Annotated in this window: 19 protein-coding genes; 7 read left to right on the plus strand and 12 right to left on the minus strand. The window is 68.7% G+C overall.

Annotated features, from left to right (window positions below):
• Window positions 1–20 precede the first annotated feature (20 nt).
• Window positions 21–764, minus strand: a complete 744-nt coding sequence (gene gpmA, locus J2739_RS15740; RefSeq protein WP_309903253.1) for a 2,3-diphosphoglycerate-dependent phosphoglycerate mutase — start codon at window positions 762–764, stop codon at window positions 21–23.
• Window positions 765–837: 73 nt separating this feature from the next.
• Between gpmA and J2739_RS15745 the strand changes: the two genes are divergently transcribed.
• The 6 genes from J2739_RS15745 to nadA all read left to right on the plus strand — a co-directional run bounded on the left by J2739_RS15745 (window position 838) and on the right by nadA (window position 5,171).
• Window positions 838–1,245 carry a rhodanese-like domain-containing protein gene (locus tag J2739_RS15745; protein WP_309903255.1) on the plus strand — a complete coding sequence of 136 codons (408 nt, stop codon included), beginning with the start codon at window positions 838–840 and terminating at the stop codon, window positions 1,243–1,245.
• A 19-nt stretch (window positions 1,246–1,264) separates the two neighbouring features.
• On the plus strand, window positions 1,265–1,525 hold the full coding sequence (gene grxC / locus J2739_RS15750) for a glutaredoxin 3 (protein WP_309903257.1): 261 nt from the start codon (window positions 1,265–1,267) through the stop codon (window positions 1,523–1,525).
• A gap of 110 nt (window positions 1,526–1,635) precedes the next feature.
• Complete coding sequence (secB, locus tag J2739_RS15755) at window positions 1,636–2,100, plus strand: protein-export chaperone SecB (RefSeq protein ID WP_309903259.1); 465 nt, start codon at window positions 1,636–1,638, stop codon at window positions 2,098–2,100.
• Between the two features lie 28 nt (window positions 2,101–2,128).
• A complete protein-coding gene (locus J2739_RS15760; protein ID WP_309903261.1) occupies window positions 2,129–3,124 on the plus strand; it encodes an NAD(P)H-dependent glycerol-3-phosphate dehydrogenase in 996 nt (331 codons plus the stop codon).
• Between the two features lie 40 nt (window positions 3,125–3,164).
• Window positions 3,165–4,043, plus strand: coding sequence for a carboxylating nicotinate-nucleotide diphosphorylase (nadC, locus tag J2739_RS15765; protein ID WP_309903263.1), 879 nt, complete (start codon window positions 3,165–3,167; stop codon window positions 4,041–4,043).
• A 3-nt stretch (window positions 4,044–4,046) separates the two neighbouring features.
• Window positions 4,047–5,171 carry a quinolinate synthase NadA gene (gene nadA / locus J2739_RS15770; protein WP_309903265.1) on the plus strand — a complete coding sequence of 375 codons (1,125 nt, stop codon included), beginning with the start codon at window positions 4,047–4,049 and terminating at the stop codon, window positions 5,169–5,171.
• 18 nt (window positions 5,172–5,189) lie between these two features.
• Here nadA and J2739_RS15775 read toward each other — a convergent pair whose 3' ends face one another.
• From J2739_RS15775 to J2739_RS15810, 8 genes are all read right to left on the minus strand, one after another.
• A complete protein-coding gene (locus J2739_RS15775; protein ID WP_309903267.1) occupies window positions 5,190–5,573 on the minus strand; it encodes a 6-carboxytetrahydropterin synthase in 384 nt (127 codons plus the stop codon).
• 40 nt (window positions 5,574–5,613) lie between these two features.
• Window positions 5,614–6,252 (minus strand): 7-carboxy-7-deazaguanine synthase, encoded by a 639-nt coding sequence (queE, locus tag J2739_RS15780; RefSeq protein ID WP_309903269.1) that lies wholly within the window; start codon window positions 6,250–6,252, stop codon window positions 5,614–5,616.
• 9 nt (window positions 6,253–6,261) lie between these two features.
• Window positions 6,262–7,092, minus strand: coding sequence for a pantoate--beta-alanine ligase (gene panC / locus J2739_RS15785; RefSeq protein ID WP_309903271.1), 831 nt, complete (start codon window positions 7,090–7,092; stop codon window positions 6,262–6,264).
• A 12-nt stretch (window positions 7,093–7,104) separates the two neighbouring features.
• Window positions 7,105–7,989 carry a 3-methyl-2-oxobutanoate hydroxymethyltransferase gene (gene panB / locus J2739_RS15790; RefSeq protein WP_309903273.1) on the minus strand — a complete coding sequence of 295 codons (885 nt, stop codon included), beginning with the start codon at window positions 7,987–7,989 and terminating at the stop codon, window positions 7,105–7,107.
• Between the two features lie 83 nt (window positions 7,990–8,072).
• Window positions 8,073–8,474, minus strand: a complete 402-nt coding sequence (gene panD / locus J2739_RS15795; RefSeq protein WP_309903275.1) for an aspartate 1-decarboxylase — start codon at window positions 8,472–8,474, stop codon at window positions 8,073–8,075.
• 142 nt (window positions 8,475–8,616) lie between these two features.
• Window positions 8,617–10,194, minus strand: coding sequence for an L-aspartate oxidase (gene nadB, locus J2739_RS15800; RefSeq protein ID WP_309903277.1), 1,578 nt, complete (start codon window positions 10,192–10,194; stop codon window positions 8,617–8,619).
• Between the two features lie 23 nt (window positions 10,195–10,217).
• A complete protein-coding gene (locus J2739_RS15805; protein WP_309903620.1) occupies window positions 10,218–11,015 on the minus strand; it encodes a segregation and condensation protein A in 798 nt (265 codons plus the stop codon).
• Window positions 11,016–11,123: 108 nt separating this feature from the next.
• Window positions 11,124–11,330: a DUF3460 family protein gene (locus J2739_RS15810; RefSeq protein ID WP_309903279.1), complete on the minus strand. Its 207-nt coding sequence runs from the start codon at window positions 11,328–11,330 to the stop codon at window positions 11,124–11,126.
• A gap of 238 nt (window positions 11,331–11,568) precedes the next feature.
• On the opposite strand from J2739_RS15810, the gene J2739_RS15815 reads away from it, so the two are divergent.
• Window positions 11,569–12,042 (plus strand): outer membrane protein assembly factor BamE, encoded by a 474-nt coding sequence (locus J2739_RS15815; protein ID WP_309903281.1) that lies wholly within the window; start codon window positions 11,569–11,571, stop codon window positions 12,040–12,042.
• 3 nt (window positions 12,043–12,045) lie between these two features.
• On the opposite strand, the gene J2739_RS15820 is transcribed toward J2739_RS15815, so the two are convergent.
• Genes J2739_RS15820 through metG form a run of 3 tightly spaced genes read right to left on the minus strand, consistent with a single transcriptional unit; the run spans window position 12,046 to window position 16,081 of the window.
• Entirely contained in the window at window positions 12,046–13,719 is a 1,674-nt protein-coding gene (locus J2739_RS15820) for a SulP family inorganic anion transporter (RefSeq protein WP_309903283.1), read from the minus strand.
• Window positions 13,720–13,746: 27 nt separating this feature from the next.
• The gene (locus tag J2739_RS15825; RefSeq protein WP_309903285.1) at window positions 13,747–13,962 is read right to left on the minus strand and encodes a hypothetical protein; all 216 of its coding nucleotides are present in this window, start codon (window positions 13,960–13,962) and stop codon (window positions 13,747–13,749) included.
• Between the two features lie 28 nt (window positions 13,963–13,990).
• Window positions 13,991–16,081 (minus strand): methionine--tRNA ligase, encoded by a 2,091-nt coding sequence (gene metG / locus J2739_RS15830; protein WP_309903287.1) that lies wholly within the window; start codon window positions 16,079–16,081, stop codon window positions 13,991–13,993.
• Window positions 16,082–16,102: the final 21 nt, after the last annotated feature.

Below are 16,102 nucleotides of genomic sequence, written 5' to 3' on the forward strand. Positions count from 1 at the left end.
GGGGGCAAATTTTCTGGGCTTCAGGCCCTGCCTTGTGCGGCGATGGCGGCGGCCGCTTTCTCGGCTGCGGCCGCGTCGCCGAGATAGTAGTGCCGCAGCGGCTTGAGCTCGTCGTCGAGCTCATAGACCAGAGGGATGCCGTTCGGGATGTTGAGGCCGACGATGTCGTCGTCCGAGATGCCGTCCAGGTACTTGACCAGCGCCCGAATCGAATTGCCGTGCGCCGCCACCACCAGCCGCCGTCCGGCGCGGATGGCCGGCGCCATCGATTCGTTCCAGAAGGGCAGAACGCGCGCCACCGTGTCCTTGAGGCATTCGGTCAGCGGCACCTGCTCCGCCGCCAGCTTCACGTAGCGAGGATCACCGCGCTCGCTGCGGGGGTCATTGGGCTCGAGCGGCGGCGGCGGCACGCTGTAGCTGCGCCGCCAGATCAGCACCTGTTCGTCGCCGTACTTCTTGGCGGTCTCGGCCTTGTTGAGTCCCTGCAGCGCACCGTAATGGCGCTCGTTGAGTCGCCACGAGTGCACCACCGGGAGCCAGGTGCGGTCCAGCTCGTCGAGCGTGTGCCAGAGTGTCCGGGTGGCGCGCTTGAGCACGCTGGTGTAGGCCACGTCGAAATCGTAGCCCTCGGCCTTGAGAAGGCGGCCGGCCTGTTTGGCCTGCTCGACGCCGAGGGGCGTCAGGTCGACGTCGGTCCAGCCGGTGAAGCGGTTTTCGAGATTCCAGGTCGACTCGCCATGGCGAATCAGTACCAGTTTGTGCATGGGGGAGGCCTTTGGGAACGCTTGCCAAAACCCGACATTCTAAAATCCGCGATTTGCCACTCAAGAGAACACCGTGAAATTCATCCTCGACAACTGGATGCTGATCCTGATCGCGCTCAGCTCCGGCGGCATGCTGGCCTGGCCGCTGCTGCGCGGAGCCAATTCCGGATCACTGACGGCGCAGGGCGCGGTGCAGCTGATCAACCGCCAGCGTGCCGTGGTGGTCGATGTGCGCGAGCCGGAGGAATTCGCCGCCGGCCACATGATCGGCGCCAAGAACGTGCCCCTCAACCAGCTCGAGGAGAAGCTCGCCGCCGCGGTCAAGAACAAGACGGTGCCGCTGCTGCTGGTGTGCGCCAATGGCGCGCGAGCCCAGCGTGCGGTCGGCAGGGCCAAGAAACTGGGCTACGAGCAAGCCCAAGCCGTGGCCGGTGGGCTGAAATCCTGGAAAGAGGCTAACCTGCCGGTTGAAAAGGCCTGAACTCCCCGACATGAGCACGATGCAAGCCGTCAAGATGTACACCACCGCCGTTTGCCCTTATTGCATTCGAGCGAAGCAGATTCTCAAAGCCAAGGGCGTCGAACAGATCGAGGAAATCCGCATCGACAGCGATCCGCAGGCGCGGATCACGATGATGAACATCACCCGGCGGCGCACCGTCCCGCAGATCTTCATCGGCGAGACCCATGTGGGCGGCTGCGATGACCTGATCGCGCTCGACGGACGCGGCGGCCTGGTGCCGTTGTTGCAGGGCGCCTGATGCCGCGGGGCGATAATCGCCCCCTCTCCCTCATTCATCCAAACGCTTCAGCCCGCCGTCGGGACACTTCTCTCCCCGGTGGGCGTTGTTTTGACCTTCGAAAGTCCAGCATGGCCGACCAGCAAGCCCAAGACCCCGTCTTCCAGATCCAGCGCGTCTACCTGAAAGACCTGTCGCTCGAGCAGCCGAACTCGCCGGCCATCCTGCTGGAGCAGGAGCAGCCCACCGTGGACATCCAGCTGGGCGTCGACGCCCAGCCGGTGGCCGAGGGCATCTTCGAGATCACCGTATCGGCCACCGTGCAGACCAAGATCCAGGACCGCACCGTGTTCCTGGTCGAAGCCAAGCAGGCCGGCATCTTCGAGATCCGCAACCTTCCCGAAGACCAGATGGGCCCGATCCTCGGCATCGCGTGCCCGCAGATCGTCTATCCCTACCTGCGCGGCAACGTCGCCGACGTGATCCAGCGTGGCGGTTTCCCGCCGGTGCACCTGGCCGAGATCAACTTCCAGGCCATGTTCGAGCAGCAGCAGGCCCAGGCGGCCGGCCAGGCTTCGCCAATCGTGACGCAGTAAGCCCCACACGCCATTTGCGCAGCCGCCGATGAAGATCTGCGTGCTCGGCGCCGGCGCCTGGGGAACGGCGCTGGCGGTCAATGCGGCGGGCCGCCATGCGGTCTGCCTCTGGGCACGCGACGCGGCCCAGGTGCAAGCCATGACGGCGGCGCGTGAAAACGCGCGCTACCTGCCGGGTATCGCGCTCCCGGCTGCACTCGTCGTGCGCGGGGGCCCTGCGCTCGCCGCAGTCGCCGATGCGGAGCTGGTGATCGTCGCCACCCCCATGGCCGCGTTGCGCGAACAGCTCCTGCTCCTGCGCAATGCGGCATGCCCGGTGACCTGGCTTTGCAAGGGCGTGGAGCCGGCCCTGGCCGGCGCCGACGGCCTGCTGGCCCATGAGATCCAGGCCCAGGTAGCGCCCGGCCTCGTGGGAGGCGTTCTCAGCGGCCCCAGCTTCGCGCAGGAGGTCGCACAAGGCCGGCCGACGGCGCTGGTCGCCGCCAGTCCCCACGCCGGCCTGCGCGACGCGCTGGTCGATGCCTTCCACGGCCCCAGCCTGCGCGTCTACGCCAACGAGGACATCGTGGGTGTCGAGGTCGGCGGCGCCGTCAAGAACGTGCTCGCCATCGCCACCGGCCTGGCCGACGGTCTGGCCCTCGGGCTCAATGCGCGCGCCGCGCTGATCACGCGCGGCCTGGCCGAGATGACGCGCCTGGGCCTGGCCCTGGGTGCACGCGCCGACACCTTCATGGGGCTCTCGGGCCTCGGAGACCTGGTGCTGACCGCCACCGGCGATCTCTCGCGCAACCGCAAGGTCGGGCTGCTCCTCGCTCAAGGGCAAACCCTGGCGCAGGCGGTCGCCTCGCTGGGCCACGTGGCCGAGGGCGTCTATTGCGCGCGCACGGTGGTGCAGCGTGCGCGGCACCTGGGCGTCGAGATGCCCATCGCCGAGAGCGTGGTGGCGCTGCTCGACGGCCGCGTGAGGCCCGCCGAAGCGGTGGCCGAACTGATGAAACGCGAGCCCGGCGTGGAAGCGCCCTGAAGCCCGGCGCCGCGCTCGAAGACACACAGAACAAGACGGAATGGACAACAACTTCTTCGATTTTTCGCCGCGCCTCATCGCCGAGATGGCTGCCTCCGATGCCGCACGGGCCCTGCGCGAAGATGCCGGCGACGGCGACCTCACGGCGGCGCTCGTGCCCGCCGGCAGCCGCGCCACCGCCCGCGTCCTGCTGCGCGAGTCCGCCGTGCTGTGCGGCGCGCCATGGGCCGAGGCCGTCGTGCGGCAACTCGAGCCGCAGGCACGCATCACGTGGCATGGCACCGAAGGTGCGCGCTGCGCGGCCGAGCAGGTGGTGCTGGAGATCGAAGGCGACGCCCGGTCCCTGCTGACCGCCGAGCGCACCGCGCTCAACTTCCTGCAGTTGCTGAGCGCCGTGGCCACGCGCACCGCCGCCTACGTGGAGGCGGTGCGCGGCACCCGCGCCGCCATCGTCGACACCCGCAAGACCCTGCCCGGCTTGCGCCTGGCCCAGAAGTACGCGGTGCGCACGGGCGGCGGCACCAACCACCGCATCGGCCTCTACGACGCCATTCTGATCAAGGAAAACCACATCGCCGCGGCCGGCGGCGTCAGTGCCGCGCTGCGCGCCGCCGCGCAGGCGGGCGGCCGGGCGAAGTTCGTCGAGATCGAGGTCGAAACCCTGGCCCAGCTCGACGAGGCGCTGACCGGGGGCGCCCGCATGATCCTGCTGGACAACATGGACCTGGCCACCCTGCGCGAGGCCGTGCGGCGCAACGATGCCGCGGGCGACGCCCGCGCGGTGCTGGAGATCTCGGGCGGCGTCACGATCGACAGCGTGCGCGCCCTGGCCGAGACGGGCGTCGACCGCATTTCGGTCGGGGCACTTACCAAGGACGTCAAGGCCACCGATTTTTCGATGCGCTTTCAGGAAGCCTGATCCATGACATCCAACGTCATCAGCGTCGACTACGAGCAGCCACTGCTGCAGCCGCTTTCCGGCGCCGTCTGCGACACGCGCCATGCCTGGGCCCGCGTGCCACCCGAGCCCACGCCCGCCGTGCGCGAAGCGCTCAAGGCGCGCATCCGCCGCCTGCTGCGCGAGCGCAATGCGGTGATGGTCTCGCACTACTACGTGCATCCCGACCTGCAGGACCTGGCCGAGGAGACCGGCGGCCTCGTCAGCGATTCGCTGGAAATGGCGCGCTTCGGGCGCGACCATGCGGCGCAGACCCTGGTCGTCTCCGGTGTGCGCTTCATGGGCGAGACCGCCAAGATCCTGTCGCCCGAAAAGCGCGTGCTGATGCCCGACCCGGAGGCCACCTGCTCGCTCGACCTCGGCTGTCCCGCCGACGCCTTCAGCGCCTTCTGCGACCAGCACCCGGACCGCACGGTGGTCGTCTACGCCAACACCAGCGCCGCCGTGAAGGCGCGCGCCGACTGGCTGGTCACTTCCAGCTGCGCCCTCGATGTGGTGCGCGCCCTGCACGCGCAGGGCCGCAAGATCCTCTGGGCGCCCGACCGGCACCTGGGCGACTACATACGGCGCGAGACCGGCGCCGACATGCTGAGCTGGGACGGCGCCTGCATCGTCCACGACGAGTTCAAGGCGCTCGAGCTGGAACTGCTGGTCGAGGCCCATCCTGGCGCCAAGGTCCTGGTGCACCCGGAGTCGCCGGCGTCGGTGATCGCGCTGGCAGACGCCGTGGGGTCCACCTCGGGCATTCTTGCTGCCGCGCAGCGCATGGATGCGCGCGAATTCATCGTCGCCACCGATACCGGCCTGCTGCACAAGCTGCGCGCGCTGAACCCGGGCAAGACCTTCATCGAAGCGCCCACCGCCGGCAACGGCGCCACCTGCAAGAGCTGCGCACATTGCCCCTGGATGGCGATGAACGGCCTGGCCGATCTGGCCCGCGCGCTGGAGACGGGCGAGGGCGAGGTGCACGTCGATCCGGCGCTGGGCCTGCGTGCGCGCGTGCCGATCGATCGCATGCTGGCCTTCACCGCCGGGCTGCGCAGCGGCCAGCCGGCGGGCAGTCTCGTCGCCGGCATCGGCGCGGCCTGATCGCGCCGATCTCCGCGCTCAAAGCTCAGGCGCGGGCTCCAGCAGACACTCGTCGCCCAGCGCATCGCGCCACACCCGTACCCGCGAAGGCGGCGGCCGCAGGTCGGCCAGCGCGCGGGAAATGAACAGGCAGAGGTTCTCCAGGGTCGGGATGCCCAGGCCCGGCACGTCATCGAGCAGATGATGATCGAGCTGCGCGCGCACCGCCTGCAGGCGTTCGCGCAGCAGGCCGAGGTCGATGACCATGCCGGTGGCGGCATCGAGCGGGCCGCGGACCGAGACCTCCGCGTGATAGGTATGGCCGTGGATGCGGCGGCTGCCTTCGGCCTCGATCTCGCGCCGCAGCGTGTGGGCGGCGTCGAAGAAGAAGCGTTGGCTGAGGGTGAGTTGCGGAATGGCCATCGGATTCAGGTGGGGCGCGGCGCGCCCCGGGGGATCGGCTTCAACGAATCCCGGTCAGCTTGTGGGTCTGCAGGCTCAGCCGCCAGCCGGGGCGGCGCATGCAGACGTCGATGCAAAGCGCCGTGTTCTCGGACAGTGCCGGGCCGTCCATGGGTTGCAGGAAGCGATGGGCGAACTGCCCTTCCACCTCGAGCGCGTCGAGCGCCAGGCCAGGCTGCGGCCACACCACCTTGAGTTCCTGCCCCGCGCGCTGGATCCAGGGCGCGCCAGCCTTCGGACTGATGCACAGCCAGTCGATGCCCTCGGGCGCGGCGATGGTGCCGTTGCTCTCGACGGCGATCCGGAAACCGCGCACATGCAATGCGTCGATGAGCTCGGCGTCCACCTGGAGCAAGGGCTCGCCGCCGGTGAGCACCACCAGCCGATGTTCCGCGTACCCGGCCGGCCATTGCGCGGCAATGGCGTCGGCGAGCGATCCGGCACTCGCGAACTTGCCGCCCAGCGTCCCGTCGGTCCCCACGAAATCGGTGTCGCAGAAGCGGCAGACGGCGCTTTCGCGGTCACGTTCGCGGCCGCTCCACAGGTTGCAGCCGGCAAAGCGGCAGAACACGGCCGGCCTGCCGGCCTGACCGCCTTCGCCCTGCAAGGTGTAGAAGATTTCCTTGACGCTGTAGCTCATCGAAAGGGGTCAGGCGTCTATTTCGAGGTTGTCGATCAGGCGGGTCATGCCGAGCCGGGCTGCACCCAACGCGACCAGCGGCTGGCCTGGTGCAGGGGGCTGCAGGTCGGCGCGGCGTCGCAGCAGCATGTAGTCGGGCTTCCAGCCTCGCGCGTCCAGCGAGCGCATCGCGCGCGCCTCGATCGCCGCGAAGTCGCGCTCGCCCGAGCGCAGCGCATCGGCCATGGCGCGCAAGGCCTTCGACAGCTGCACCGCCTCGGCCCGCTCGGCCTCGCTCAGGTAGCCGTTGCGCGAGGACAGCGCCAGCCCATCCTCGGCGCGCCGCGTCTCGCTGCCGATGATCTCGATGGGCAGCGCGAACTGCCGCACCATGTGTCGGATCACCATGAGCTGCTGGTAGTCCTTCTTGCCGAACAGCGCGAAGCGCGGCTGCACGCAGGCGAAGAGCTTCATCACCACCGTGCAGACGCCGACGAAGAAGGCCGGCCGGAAATGCCCTTCGAGGATGTTGGCCAGCGCCGGATCGGGATGCACCTTGCAGGTCTGGGGCTCAGGGTAGAGCGCATGCTCGTCGGGCGCGAACAGCAGGTCGCAGCCCACCGAACGCAGCTTCTCGCAGTCGCTGTCCCAAGTGCGCGGATAGGTGTCGAAGTCCTCGTGCGGCAGGAACTGAAGCCGGTTGACGAAGATGCTGGCCACGGTGACGTCGCCCAGCGGCCTGGCTTGCTGCACGAGTGCCAGGTGGCCTTCGTGCAGGTTGCCCATCGTGGGGACAAAGGCGGGACGGCGGTAGCGGCCGAGGAATTCGCGCAGTTCGGGGACAGTGCGTGCGATGAGCATGGGGATGTCTTCCTACCAGGCGTGGAGCCGGTCGTCGGGAAAGCTGCCGTCCTTCACCGCCCGCACATAGGCCTCGATGGCCTGCGCGATGCCGTCGGCGCCGTGCATGAAGTTGCGCACGAACTTCGCCATCCGTCCGAGGTTCATGCCCAGCATGTCGTGCAGCACCAGGACCTGGCCGGCGGTGCCGCGGCCAGCGCCGATGCCGATGGTGGCGCAATGCTTCAGCTCGCCGGTGAGCTCGGTCGCCAGCACGGCCGGCACCATCTCGAGCACCAGCATCGCAGCGCCGGCGTCCTGCAAGGCATGGGCCTCGCGCCTGAGCCGCGCCGCGGCCTCCTCGCCCTTGCCCTGCACGCGGTAGCCGCCGAGCGCGTGCACCGTCTGCGGCGTCAGGCCCAGGTGGGCGCAGACGGGGATGCCGCGCTCGACCAGGAAGCGAACCGTGTCGGTGGTCCAGCCGCCGCCTTCGAGCTTGACCATGTGGGCGCCGGCCTGCATCAGCACCGTGGCGCTGCGCAGCGCCTGCTCGCGCGACTCGTGGTAGCTGCCGAAGGGCAGGTCGGCAATCAGCCAGGCCGTGCCCTGCACGCGGTGCAGTCCGCGGAACACGCTCTCCGTGTGGTAGCGCATGGTCTCCAGCGTCACGCCGGCCGTGCTGTGCAGGCCCTGGCAGACCATGCCGAGCGAGTCGCCGACCAGAATGCATTCGACGCCCGCCGCGTCGGCCATGGCGGCGAAGGTGGCGTCGTAGGCGGTCAGCATCGCGATCTTCTCGCCGCGCGCGTGCATGTCGGCCAGGCGCGGCAGGCTCAGCGGCTTGCGCTGCGCGGGCGGCGAGGCAGGCGGCAGGGTGCCGTAGGGCGTGGCCGCGCTGGCGGCCGGCGTGGTTGGCATGGTCGTGCTTTCTCCGTGGGTCGGCCGCAGGCCGGGTCGGGTGTGGGATGCGGCGACGCCGCGGCAGCTGCGTTGGCGCTGCTTCAGGCCGGGACGGCTTCGCCCGATGCAGCCTGCACCGGGATGTGGGCGCGCTCTTCCTTGATGCGGTTGGACTCGTCCATGAACACCAGCTTGGGCTGGTGGCCGCGCACCTGGTCCTCGGGCACCAGCCCGAAGGCCGCGATGATGACCAGGTCGCCCACCGAAGCCCGTCGCGCGGCCGAGCCGTTGAGCGAAATGATCCCGCTGCCGCGCTGGCCGCGGATCGCATAGGTCACGAAGCGCTCGCCGTTGTTGATGTTCCAGACGTGGATCTGCTCGTTCTCGGCCAGGTTGGCGGCCTCCAGCAGGTCTTCGTCGATGGCACACGAGCCTTCGTAGTGCAGTTCGCAGTCGGTGACGGTCGCGCGATGGATCTTGGACTTGAGCAGGGTACGGAACATGAGGATGAGATGAGGGGGTGGAGAAGAAGACCCTGCGCCGCGCCGTCGGCGTCCGCGCAGGCCATGGACGGACCGCCGCATGCTAGTGGAGATCTACCCTGAGAAAAATTGCGGCCCGGTACTTTGCGCGATGTCCTACAGCTCAGGCCGCGGGCGGCACCAGGATGGTCGGCGCCGCCGGGGCGGCGAGCGCCGGATAGTCGCGACTGAAGTGCAAGCCGCGGCTTTCGCGCCGCGCCTGCGCCGAACGCACGATGAGCTCGGCCACCTGAACCAGGTTGCGCAGCTCGAGCAGGTCGCGCGTGACATGGAAATGCGCGTAGAACTCCTGGATCTCGCGCTCCAGCAGCGCGATGCGGTGGGCCGCGCGCTCCAGCCGCTTGTTGGTGCGCACGATGCCCACGTAGTCCCACATGAAGCGGCGCAGCTCGTCCCAGTTGTGCGAGATGACCACCGTCTCGTCCGCATCGGTGACGCGGCTGTCGTCCCAGGCCGGCAGTGCGCCGAGCGCGCGCCGGGGCGCTGCGGCGATGGCCTGGACGGCCGCGCGGGCGAACACCATGCATTCCAGCAGCGAGTTGCTGGCCAGCCGGTTGGCGCCGTGCAGCCCGGTGCAGGCGGTCTCGCCGATGGCGTGCAGCCCCGGCACGTCGGTGCGGCCGGCCAGGTCGGTCAGCACGCCGCCGCAGGTGTAGTGCGCAGCCGGCACCACCGGGATCGGGTCGCGTGTGATGTCGATGCCCAGCTCGGCGCAGCGCGCCAGGATGTTGGGGAAGTGCTCGCGCAGAAAGGCCGGGCTCTGGTGCGAGATGTCCAGGTGCACGCAGTCCAGTCCGTGCTTCTTCATCTCGAAGTCGATGGCACGCGCCACCACGTCGCGCGGCGCGAGCTCGGCGCGCTCGTCGTGCGCGGGCATGAAGCGGGTGCCATCGGGCAGCTTGAGCAGCCCGCCTTCGCCCCGCACCGCCTCGCTGATCAGGAAGGACTTCGCCTGCGCGTGGTACAGGCAGGTGGGATGGAACTGGATGAACTCCATGTTCGCCACCCGGCAGCCTGCGCGCCAGGCCGCGGCGATGCCGTCGCCGGTGGCCGTGTCGGGGTTGGTGGTGTAGAGATAGACCTTGCCGGCGCCGCCGGTGGCCAGGATCGTGTGGGGGGCGCGGAAGGTGAGCACCTCGTCGGTGGCCTCGTCGAGCGCGTAGAAGCCCAGGCAGGCCGGCTCTTTCAGGCCCAGCTTGCGGCCCGTGATCAGGTCCACCAGGGTGTGCTGCTCGAACAGCGTGACGTTCGGCGTGCGGCGCACCGTGTCGATCAGCGTGCGCTGCACGGCGGCGCCGGTGGCGTCGGTGACGTGGGCGATGCGGCGCTGGCTGTGGCCGCCTTCGCGCGTCAGGTGCAGCGCGCCGTTCTCGAGCGAGAAGGGCACGCCGAGCTCGCGCAGCCAGGCAATGGCCGCGGGTGCGTGCTCGACCACGAAGCGCGTGGCCGCGAGGTCGCAAAGGCCCGCGCCGGCGACCAGTGTGTCGTCGACATGGGACTGCAGGCTGTCGTCTTCGCCGAGCACCGCGGCGATGCCGCCCTGCGCCCACTGGCTGGCGCCGTCGGCCAGCGCCCGCTTGGTGACGACTGCCACGCGGTGGATCGGCGCGAGGTGCAGCGCGGCGCTGAGACCGGCGAGCCCGCTGCCGACGATGAGAACGTCGAAGTCCAGTGATGCCATGGGAGACGGGGAAGGTGAAGAACTCAGGCCGGCGCGTAGGCCAGCCGGACATAGATGGGCGCGAAGGCCTCGGCCTGCGTGATGTCGATCAGCGTCTCCTTCGCCAGTTCGAGCATCGCAATGAAGGTGACGATCATCACCGGCGTGCCGCGGCTGGGATCGAAGAGCTTCTCGAATTCGACGAACTGCCGGCCCTGCAGGTGGCGCAGCACGATGCTCATGTGCTCGCGAACGCTGAGCTCCTCGCGCGAGATCTTGTGGTGCTGCACGAGCTTGGCGCGGCGCAGGATGTCGGCCCATGCGTCGCGCAGATCGACCACGTTCACGTCTGGGAAGCGGGGCTTGAGCGACTGCTCGATGTAGACCTGTCCCTTCCAGAAATCGCGGCCGGCCTGCGGCATCGCGCTGAGCGCGGCGGCCTGCAGCTTGGCCTGCTCGTATTCGAGCAGGCGGCGCACCAGCTCGGCCCGCGGGTCCTCGACCTCCTCGCCCTCGGCCGTCTTCTTGGGCGGCAACAGCATGCGCGACTTGATCTCGATCAGCATCGCCGCCATCAACAGGTACTCGGCCGCCAGCTCGAGGTTGGTCTGGCGCACCTGGTCGACGTAGGCGAGGTATTGGCGCGTCAGCCCGGCCATCGGGATGTCGAGGATGTTGAAGTTCTGCTTGCGGATCAGGTAGAGCAGCAGGTCCAGCGGCCCCTCGAAGGCCTCGAGGAAGACCTGCAGCGCCTCGGGCGGGATGTAGAGGTCGTTCGGCAGCGCGAACAGCGGTTCGCCATAAAGCCGGGCCAGCGCGACCTGGTCGATCACCTCGGGCATCGCGGCGATCGATGGCGCGTCCTCGTCCACGACGATCTCGGGGCCGGCCGAGCGGGTTTCCTCGCTCGGGCCTGCATCCCGGTGGCTCGCGACGGGCCGGATAGGCACTTACTTGACGCGGGTCTGGTACACGTAGGGCTGCTGCGGCACCCGGGCCGCCCGGTACTCCTCGAGCGCGCTGCGGTCGAGGTGCTTGTCCCACAGCAGGGCGCGTCCGGCGCGCTGCTCGGCCTCGAGCGTGGGCTTCTTCTGCTTCATCTCCTCGATGAAGTTCGTGATCTCGGAGGTGTAGTGGGGACGGGCGAAGATGGACATGGCGTTGGACCTTTGGGGGCGAATTTTACCGGGGCCCCATCCCCGACCGCCGGAAGCGGCGGATTCCTTCTTGTTGCGGCCGGCGCCATGCGTTAGCGTGCCTGCTCCAACGACCCCAAGGAGACTGCCGACGATGTTGCTTTCAGCCAGGCTCCGCGCACTTCGCGCCGCCTTCGCCAACCTCCTTCCGATGGCCACATCCGCGGCCGGGCAAAGCCGGTTCCGCGGTGTTCATGGAATGGCGGTAATGGCGTTCGTGCTGGGTCTGGCGGCCTGCGACCCGCAGCGCATCAGCGAGCTGGAAGAAGGCGTCTCGACCGAGGCCGACGTGCGGGCGCGCTTCGGCGAGCCCGAGAACATCTGGGACTCGCCGGCCGGCCGGGTCTTCGAATACAACCGCCAGCCGCAGGGCCGGAAGAACTACATGATCACCATCGGCCCCGACGGCAAGATGGCCGCGCTGCGTCAGGTGCTCACGCCGGAGAACTTCGCCAAGGTCCAGCGGGGCATGGCGATGGAGGACCTGCGCAAGCTGCTGGGCAAGCCGGCGCGGCGCATGCCCTATCCGCTCAGGAACGAGACCGAATGGGAATGGCGCTGGACGCAGCCGCCCAACTCGCCGATGGTCTTCATCGCCACCTTGAACGACGACCAGCGCGTGGTGCGCGCGGGCTCCTCGCCCGATCGCAGCACCGAGGCGAACGCCAATTAGGGCCTATTCGGCCGCTGCGGCCGCGCCGGTCCGCAGCTCTTGCGCAAAGCCCGAGCGCTCCATCACCTCCAGCGGCTGCGCCTGCACCGACTCGATGCGCAGCGCGCCACCGCGCGCCAGCACCGCCCTGTGCACCTGCCGCAGCGCGTCCAGCCCTGTGGCGTCGAGCGAGATCAGGTGCATCGCGTCGAACACCACCGTCATGCCCCGCGGCGCCCGCTCGATGGCCTGCACGGTCGGGTCGAGCTTGGCCGCGGCGCCGAAGAACAGCGTGCCGTAGAGCTTGAAGGTCAGCACCGGCGGCTCCAGCGACACCATCTCGACACTGAACAGGGTGCTCATGCGCCGGATGAACAGCGCGCAGGCCAGCACGATGCCCGCCTGCACCGCCACCGTGAGGTCGAACACCACGGTGAGGAAGAAGGTGCCCAGCATCAGCAGCCGGTAGTGCCGGCTGAAACGGCGCAGCATGTAGGGCGAGAACTCGCGCCACTCGCCCATGTTCCAGCCCACGAAGATCAGGATGCCGGCCAGCACCGCCAGCGGCACATGCCGGGCCAGCGGCGCGGCCGCCAACACGACCACGAGCAGCGTCAGCGCATGCAGCATGCCTGCGACGGGCGTGCTGCCGCCGGCGCGCACGTTGGTCACCGTGCGCGCGATGGTGCCGGTGGCCGGCATGCCGCCGAAGAAGGGCGTGACGAGATTGGCGATGCCCTGCGCCATCAGCTCCTGGTTGGGGTCGTGGCGGGGCTGGCCGCTGGCCTGGTCGGCCACGCGCGCGCACAGCAGCGACTCGATCGCGCCGAGCAGCGCGATGGTGAGGGTGGGGGTCACCAACTGCTTGACCGTTTCCCACGAGAAGTCGGGCAGCGCGAAGGACGGCACGCCCTCGGGAATGCCGCCGAAGCGCGTCCCGATGGTTTCCACGGGCAGGCTGAAGCCCCAGGACACCAGCGTCAGCGTGACCAGCGCGACGATCGGTCCCGGCACGCGCGAGCCGGCGCGCACGGCGCGCAGATCCGCCATGCGGCCCAGCACCAGGTGCACCGCATAGCCGAACCGCGTCTTGTCGTGCAGCAGCGTCGGCCAGAGGAACAAGCCCACCAGGCAGGCCAGCCCCAGCCCGAAGGCGTAGGGATTGAAGCTGTCGAGGTTGGTGGCCAGCATGTGCAGCTGCGAGAACATGTCCGCCGGCATCTTCGGTATCGCGAGCCCCAGCCAGTCCTTGATCTGCGAGATCAGGATCAGCATCGCGATGCCGTTGGTGAAGCCGATCACGATCGACACGGGCACGTAGCGCACGAGCGTGCCGAGCCGGAACAGCCCCATCAGGAACAGCAGCAGGCCGGCGCAGGCGGTGGCGATCAGCAGGTTGGCCACGCCGTAGCGCTCGACGATGCCGTAGACGATCACGATGAAGGCGCCAGCCGGCCCGCCGATCTGCACGGCCGAACCGCCCAGGGCCGCGATGAGGAAGCCGGCAATGATCGCGGTCCAGATGCCGGCCTCGGGCTTGAGCCCGGAGGCGATCGCGAAGGCCATGGCCAGCGGCAGCGCCACGATGCCCACCGTGACACCGGCGCCGAGGTCCTTGAGGAAGCGCTGCCTGTCGTAGCCTGCCAGCGCGTCGATCAATCGAGGGCGAAAGCGGGCGATCGGCGGGGGCGAACTCATGGCGCTATTGTGGGCGCGCCTTCCGGGTCAGCGCGATTCGCCGTCGCCCGGCAGCACCGCATCGGCGGCGGCGCCGACCGCCTTGCCCGTGATGCGCGCGGTGCCGATCGCCGCGTCGGCGGCCAGGCCCACCGCGCCGGCGGTCACGCTGACCGCGGTGCCCGCGACCGTGACCACGGCGCAGCCGCCCAATGGGAAGGCCAGGGCGAGGACGAGCGCGGCGGCAGGGAAGTTGGGTTTCATCGATGGATCCGGTGCGATGGGCGGCGCGTCAGCGTACCCGCATGCCGGGCTTGGCGCCCGGCCAGGGTTCGAGCACGTAGATGCCGGGCTCGGACTTCTCGTCGGCATGGCTGGCGGCCAGCACCATGCCTTCGGAAATGCCGAACTTCATCTTGCGCGGCGCGAGGTTGGCGACCAGCACCGTGAGCTTGCCCACCAGCTGCTCGGGCTGGTAGGCCGAGGCGATGCCGGAGAAGACGTTGCGCGTGCGGCCCTCGCCGGCATCGAGCGTCAGGTGCAGCAGCTTGGTGGAGCCCTCGACCTTCTGGCAGGCCACGATCTGAGCGATGCGCAGGTCGATCTTGGCGAAGTCGTCGATGGTGATGGTGGGCGCGATGCCTTCGCCGCCCGGAAGGACGGTGGCGGCTTCGGATTCGGCTGCGGCTTCGGTCGCAGGCTCGGGCGCTTCGAACAGCTGGTCGATCTGCTTGGCATCGATGCGCTGCATCAGGTGCTTGTAGTCGCTGATGGCATGGCCTTCGCCGGCAAGCCGCGCCGCATCGGCGAACACCAGCGGCTCGCTGCGCAGGAAACCCTCGACCTGCGCCGCCAGCGACGGCAGCACCGGCTTCAGGTAGATGGTCATCAGGCGGAAGGCTTCGATGCAGGTGGTGCACACGTCATGCAGGCGCGCCTCCATGCCGGCCTGCTTGGCCAGCTCCCAGGGCTTGTTCTGGTCGACGTATTCGTTGACCTTGTCGGCCAGCGCCATGATCTCGCGCAGCGCACGCGCGAAGTCGCGCCCGTCGTAGAGCGCGGCGAGCGGCCGTGCGGCTTCCTGCAGCGTGACCAGCAGCGCGGCGCCATCGGCGCTCACGATGCCCAGCCGGCCGCCGAAGCGCTTGGCGATGAAGCCGGCCGCGCGGCTCGCGATGTTGATGTACTTGCCGATCAGGTCGGCGTTCACGCGGGCGATGAAGTCGTCGGGGTTGAAGTCGACGTCCTCCACCTTGGCATTGAGCTTGGCCGCGATGTAGTAGCGCAGCCATTCGGGGTTCATGCCGATGGCGAGGTACTTGAGCGGGTCGATGCCGGTGCCGCGGCTCTTGCTCATCTTCTCGCCCGAGACCGTGATGAAGCCGTGCACGTTCACCTGGCTGGGTGTCTTGCGCGCGCTGAACTCCAGCATCGCGGGCCAGAACAGCGTGTGGAAGTAGACGATGTCCTTGCCGATGAAGTGCACCTGTTCCACGGCCGGATCGGCCACGAAGGCGTCGAAGCTCTGCGTGGTGCGCGAGGGCTCGTGCCAGTGGGCCGCAGCCTGGCCCTTGTCGAAATGGTTCTTCAGGCTGGCGAGGTAGCCGACGGGCGCGTCCAGCCAGACGTAGAAGTACTTGCCCGGCGCGTCGGGAATCTCGATGCCGAAGTAGGGCGCCTCGCGCGAGATGTCCCAGTCGGCCATGCCGGCTTCGAACCATTCGCTCGCCTTCTTCGCCATCTCGGGCTGCAGCTTGCCGTCCTGCGTCCAGCGCTTCAGGAAGTCGACCACCTTCGGGTCGGAGAGCTTGAAGAAGAAGTGCTCGGAGCTGCGCAATTCGGGCGCCGCGCCGGTGAGGGTGGAATAGGGGCTGATCAGCTCGGTGGGCGCGTACACGCTGCTGCACACCTCGCAGGAATCGCCGTACTGGTCCTTGGCGTGGCACACCGGGCATTCGCCCTTGATGTAGCGGTCGGGCAGGAACATGCCCTTGACCGGGTCGTAGAACTGCTCGATGGTGCGCGTGGCGATCATGCCGCCGGCCTTGAGCTTCCTGTAGATGCCCTGGGCCAGCTCGGTATTTTCGGCGCTGTCGGTCGAGTGCCAGTTGTCGAAGCGGATGTGGAAGCCGTCGAGGTATTGCTTGCGGCCGGCCGCGATCTCGCCGACGAATTCCTGCGGCGTCTTGCCCGCCTTCTCGGCCGCGATCATGATCGGCGCCCCGTGCGCATCGTCGGCGCCCACGAAATGCACCATGTGCCCCTGCATGCGCTGGAACCGCACCCAGATATCGGCCTGGATGTACTCCATGATGTGGCCGACGTGGAACTTGCCGTTGGCATACGGCAGGGCGGTGGTGACGAAGAGCTTGCGCTGTGACATCGAGAGGCGCTTTCTGGGGGA

This window comes from Variovorax soli (genome assembly GCF_031454625.1).
Lineage (GTDB): Bacteria > Pseudomonadota > Gammaproteobacteria > Burkholderiales > Burkholderiaceae_C > Variovorax > Variovorax soli_A.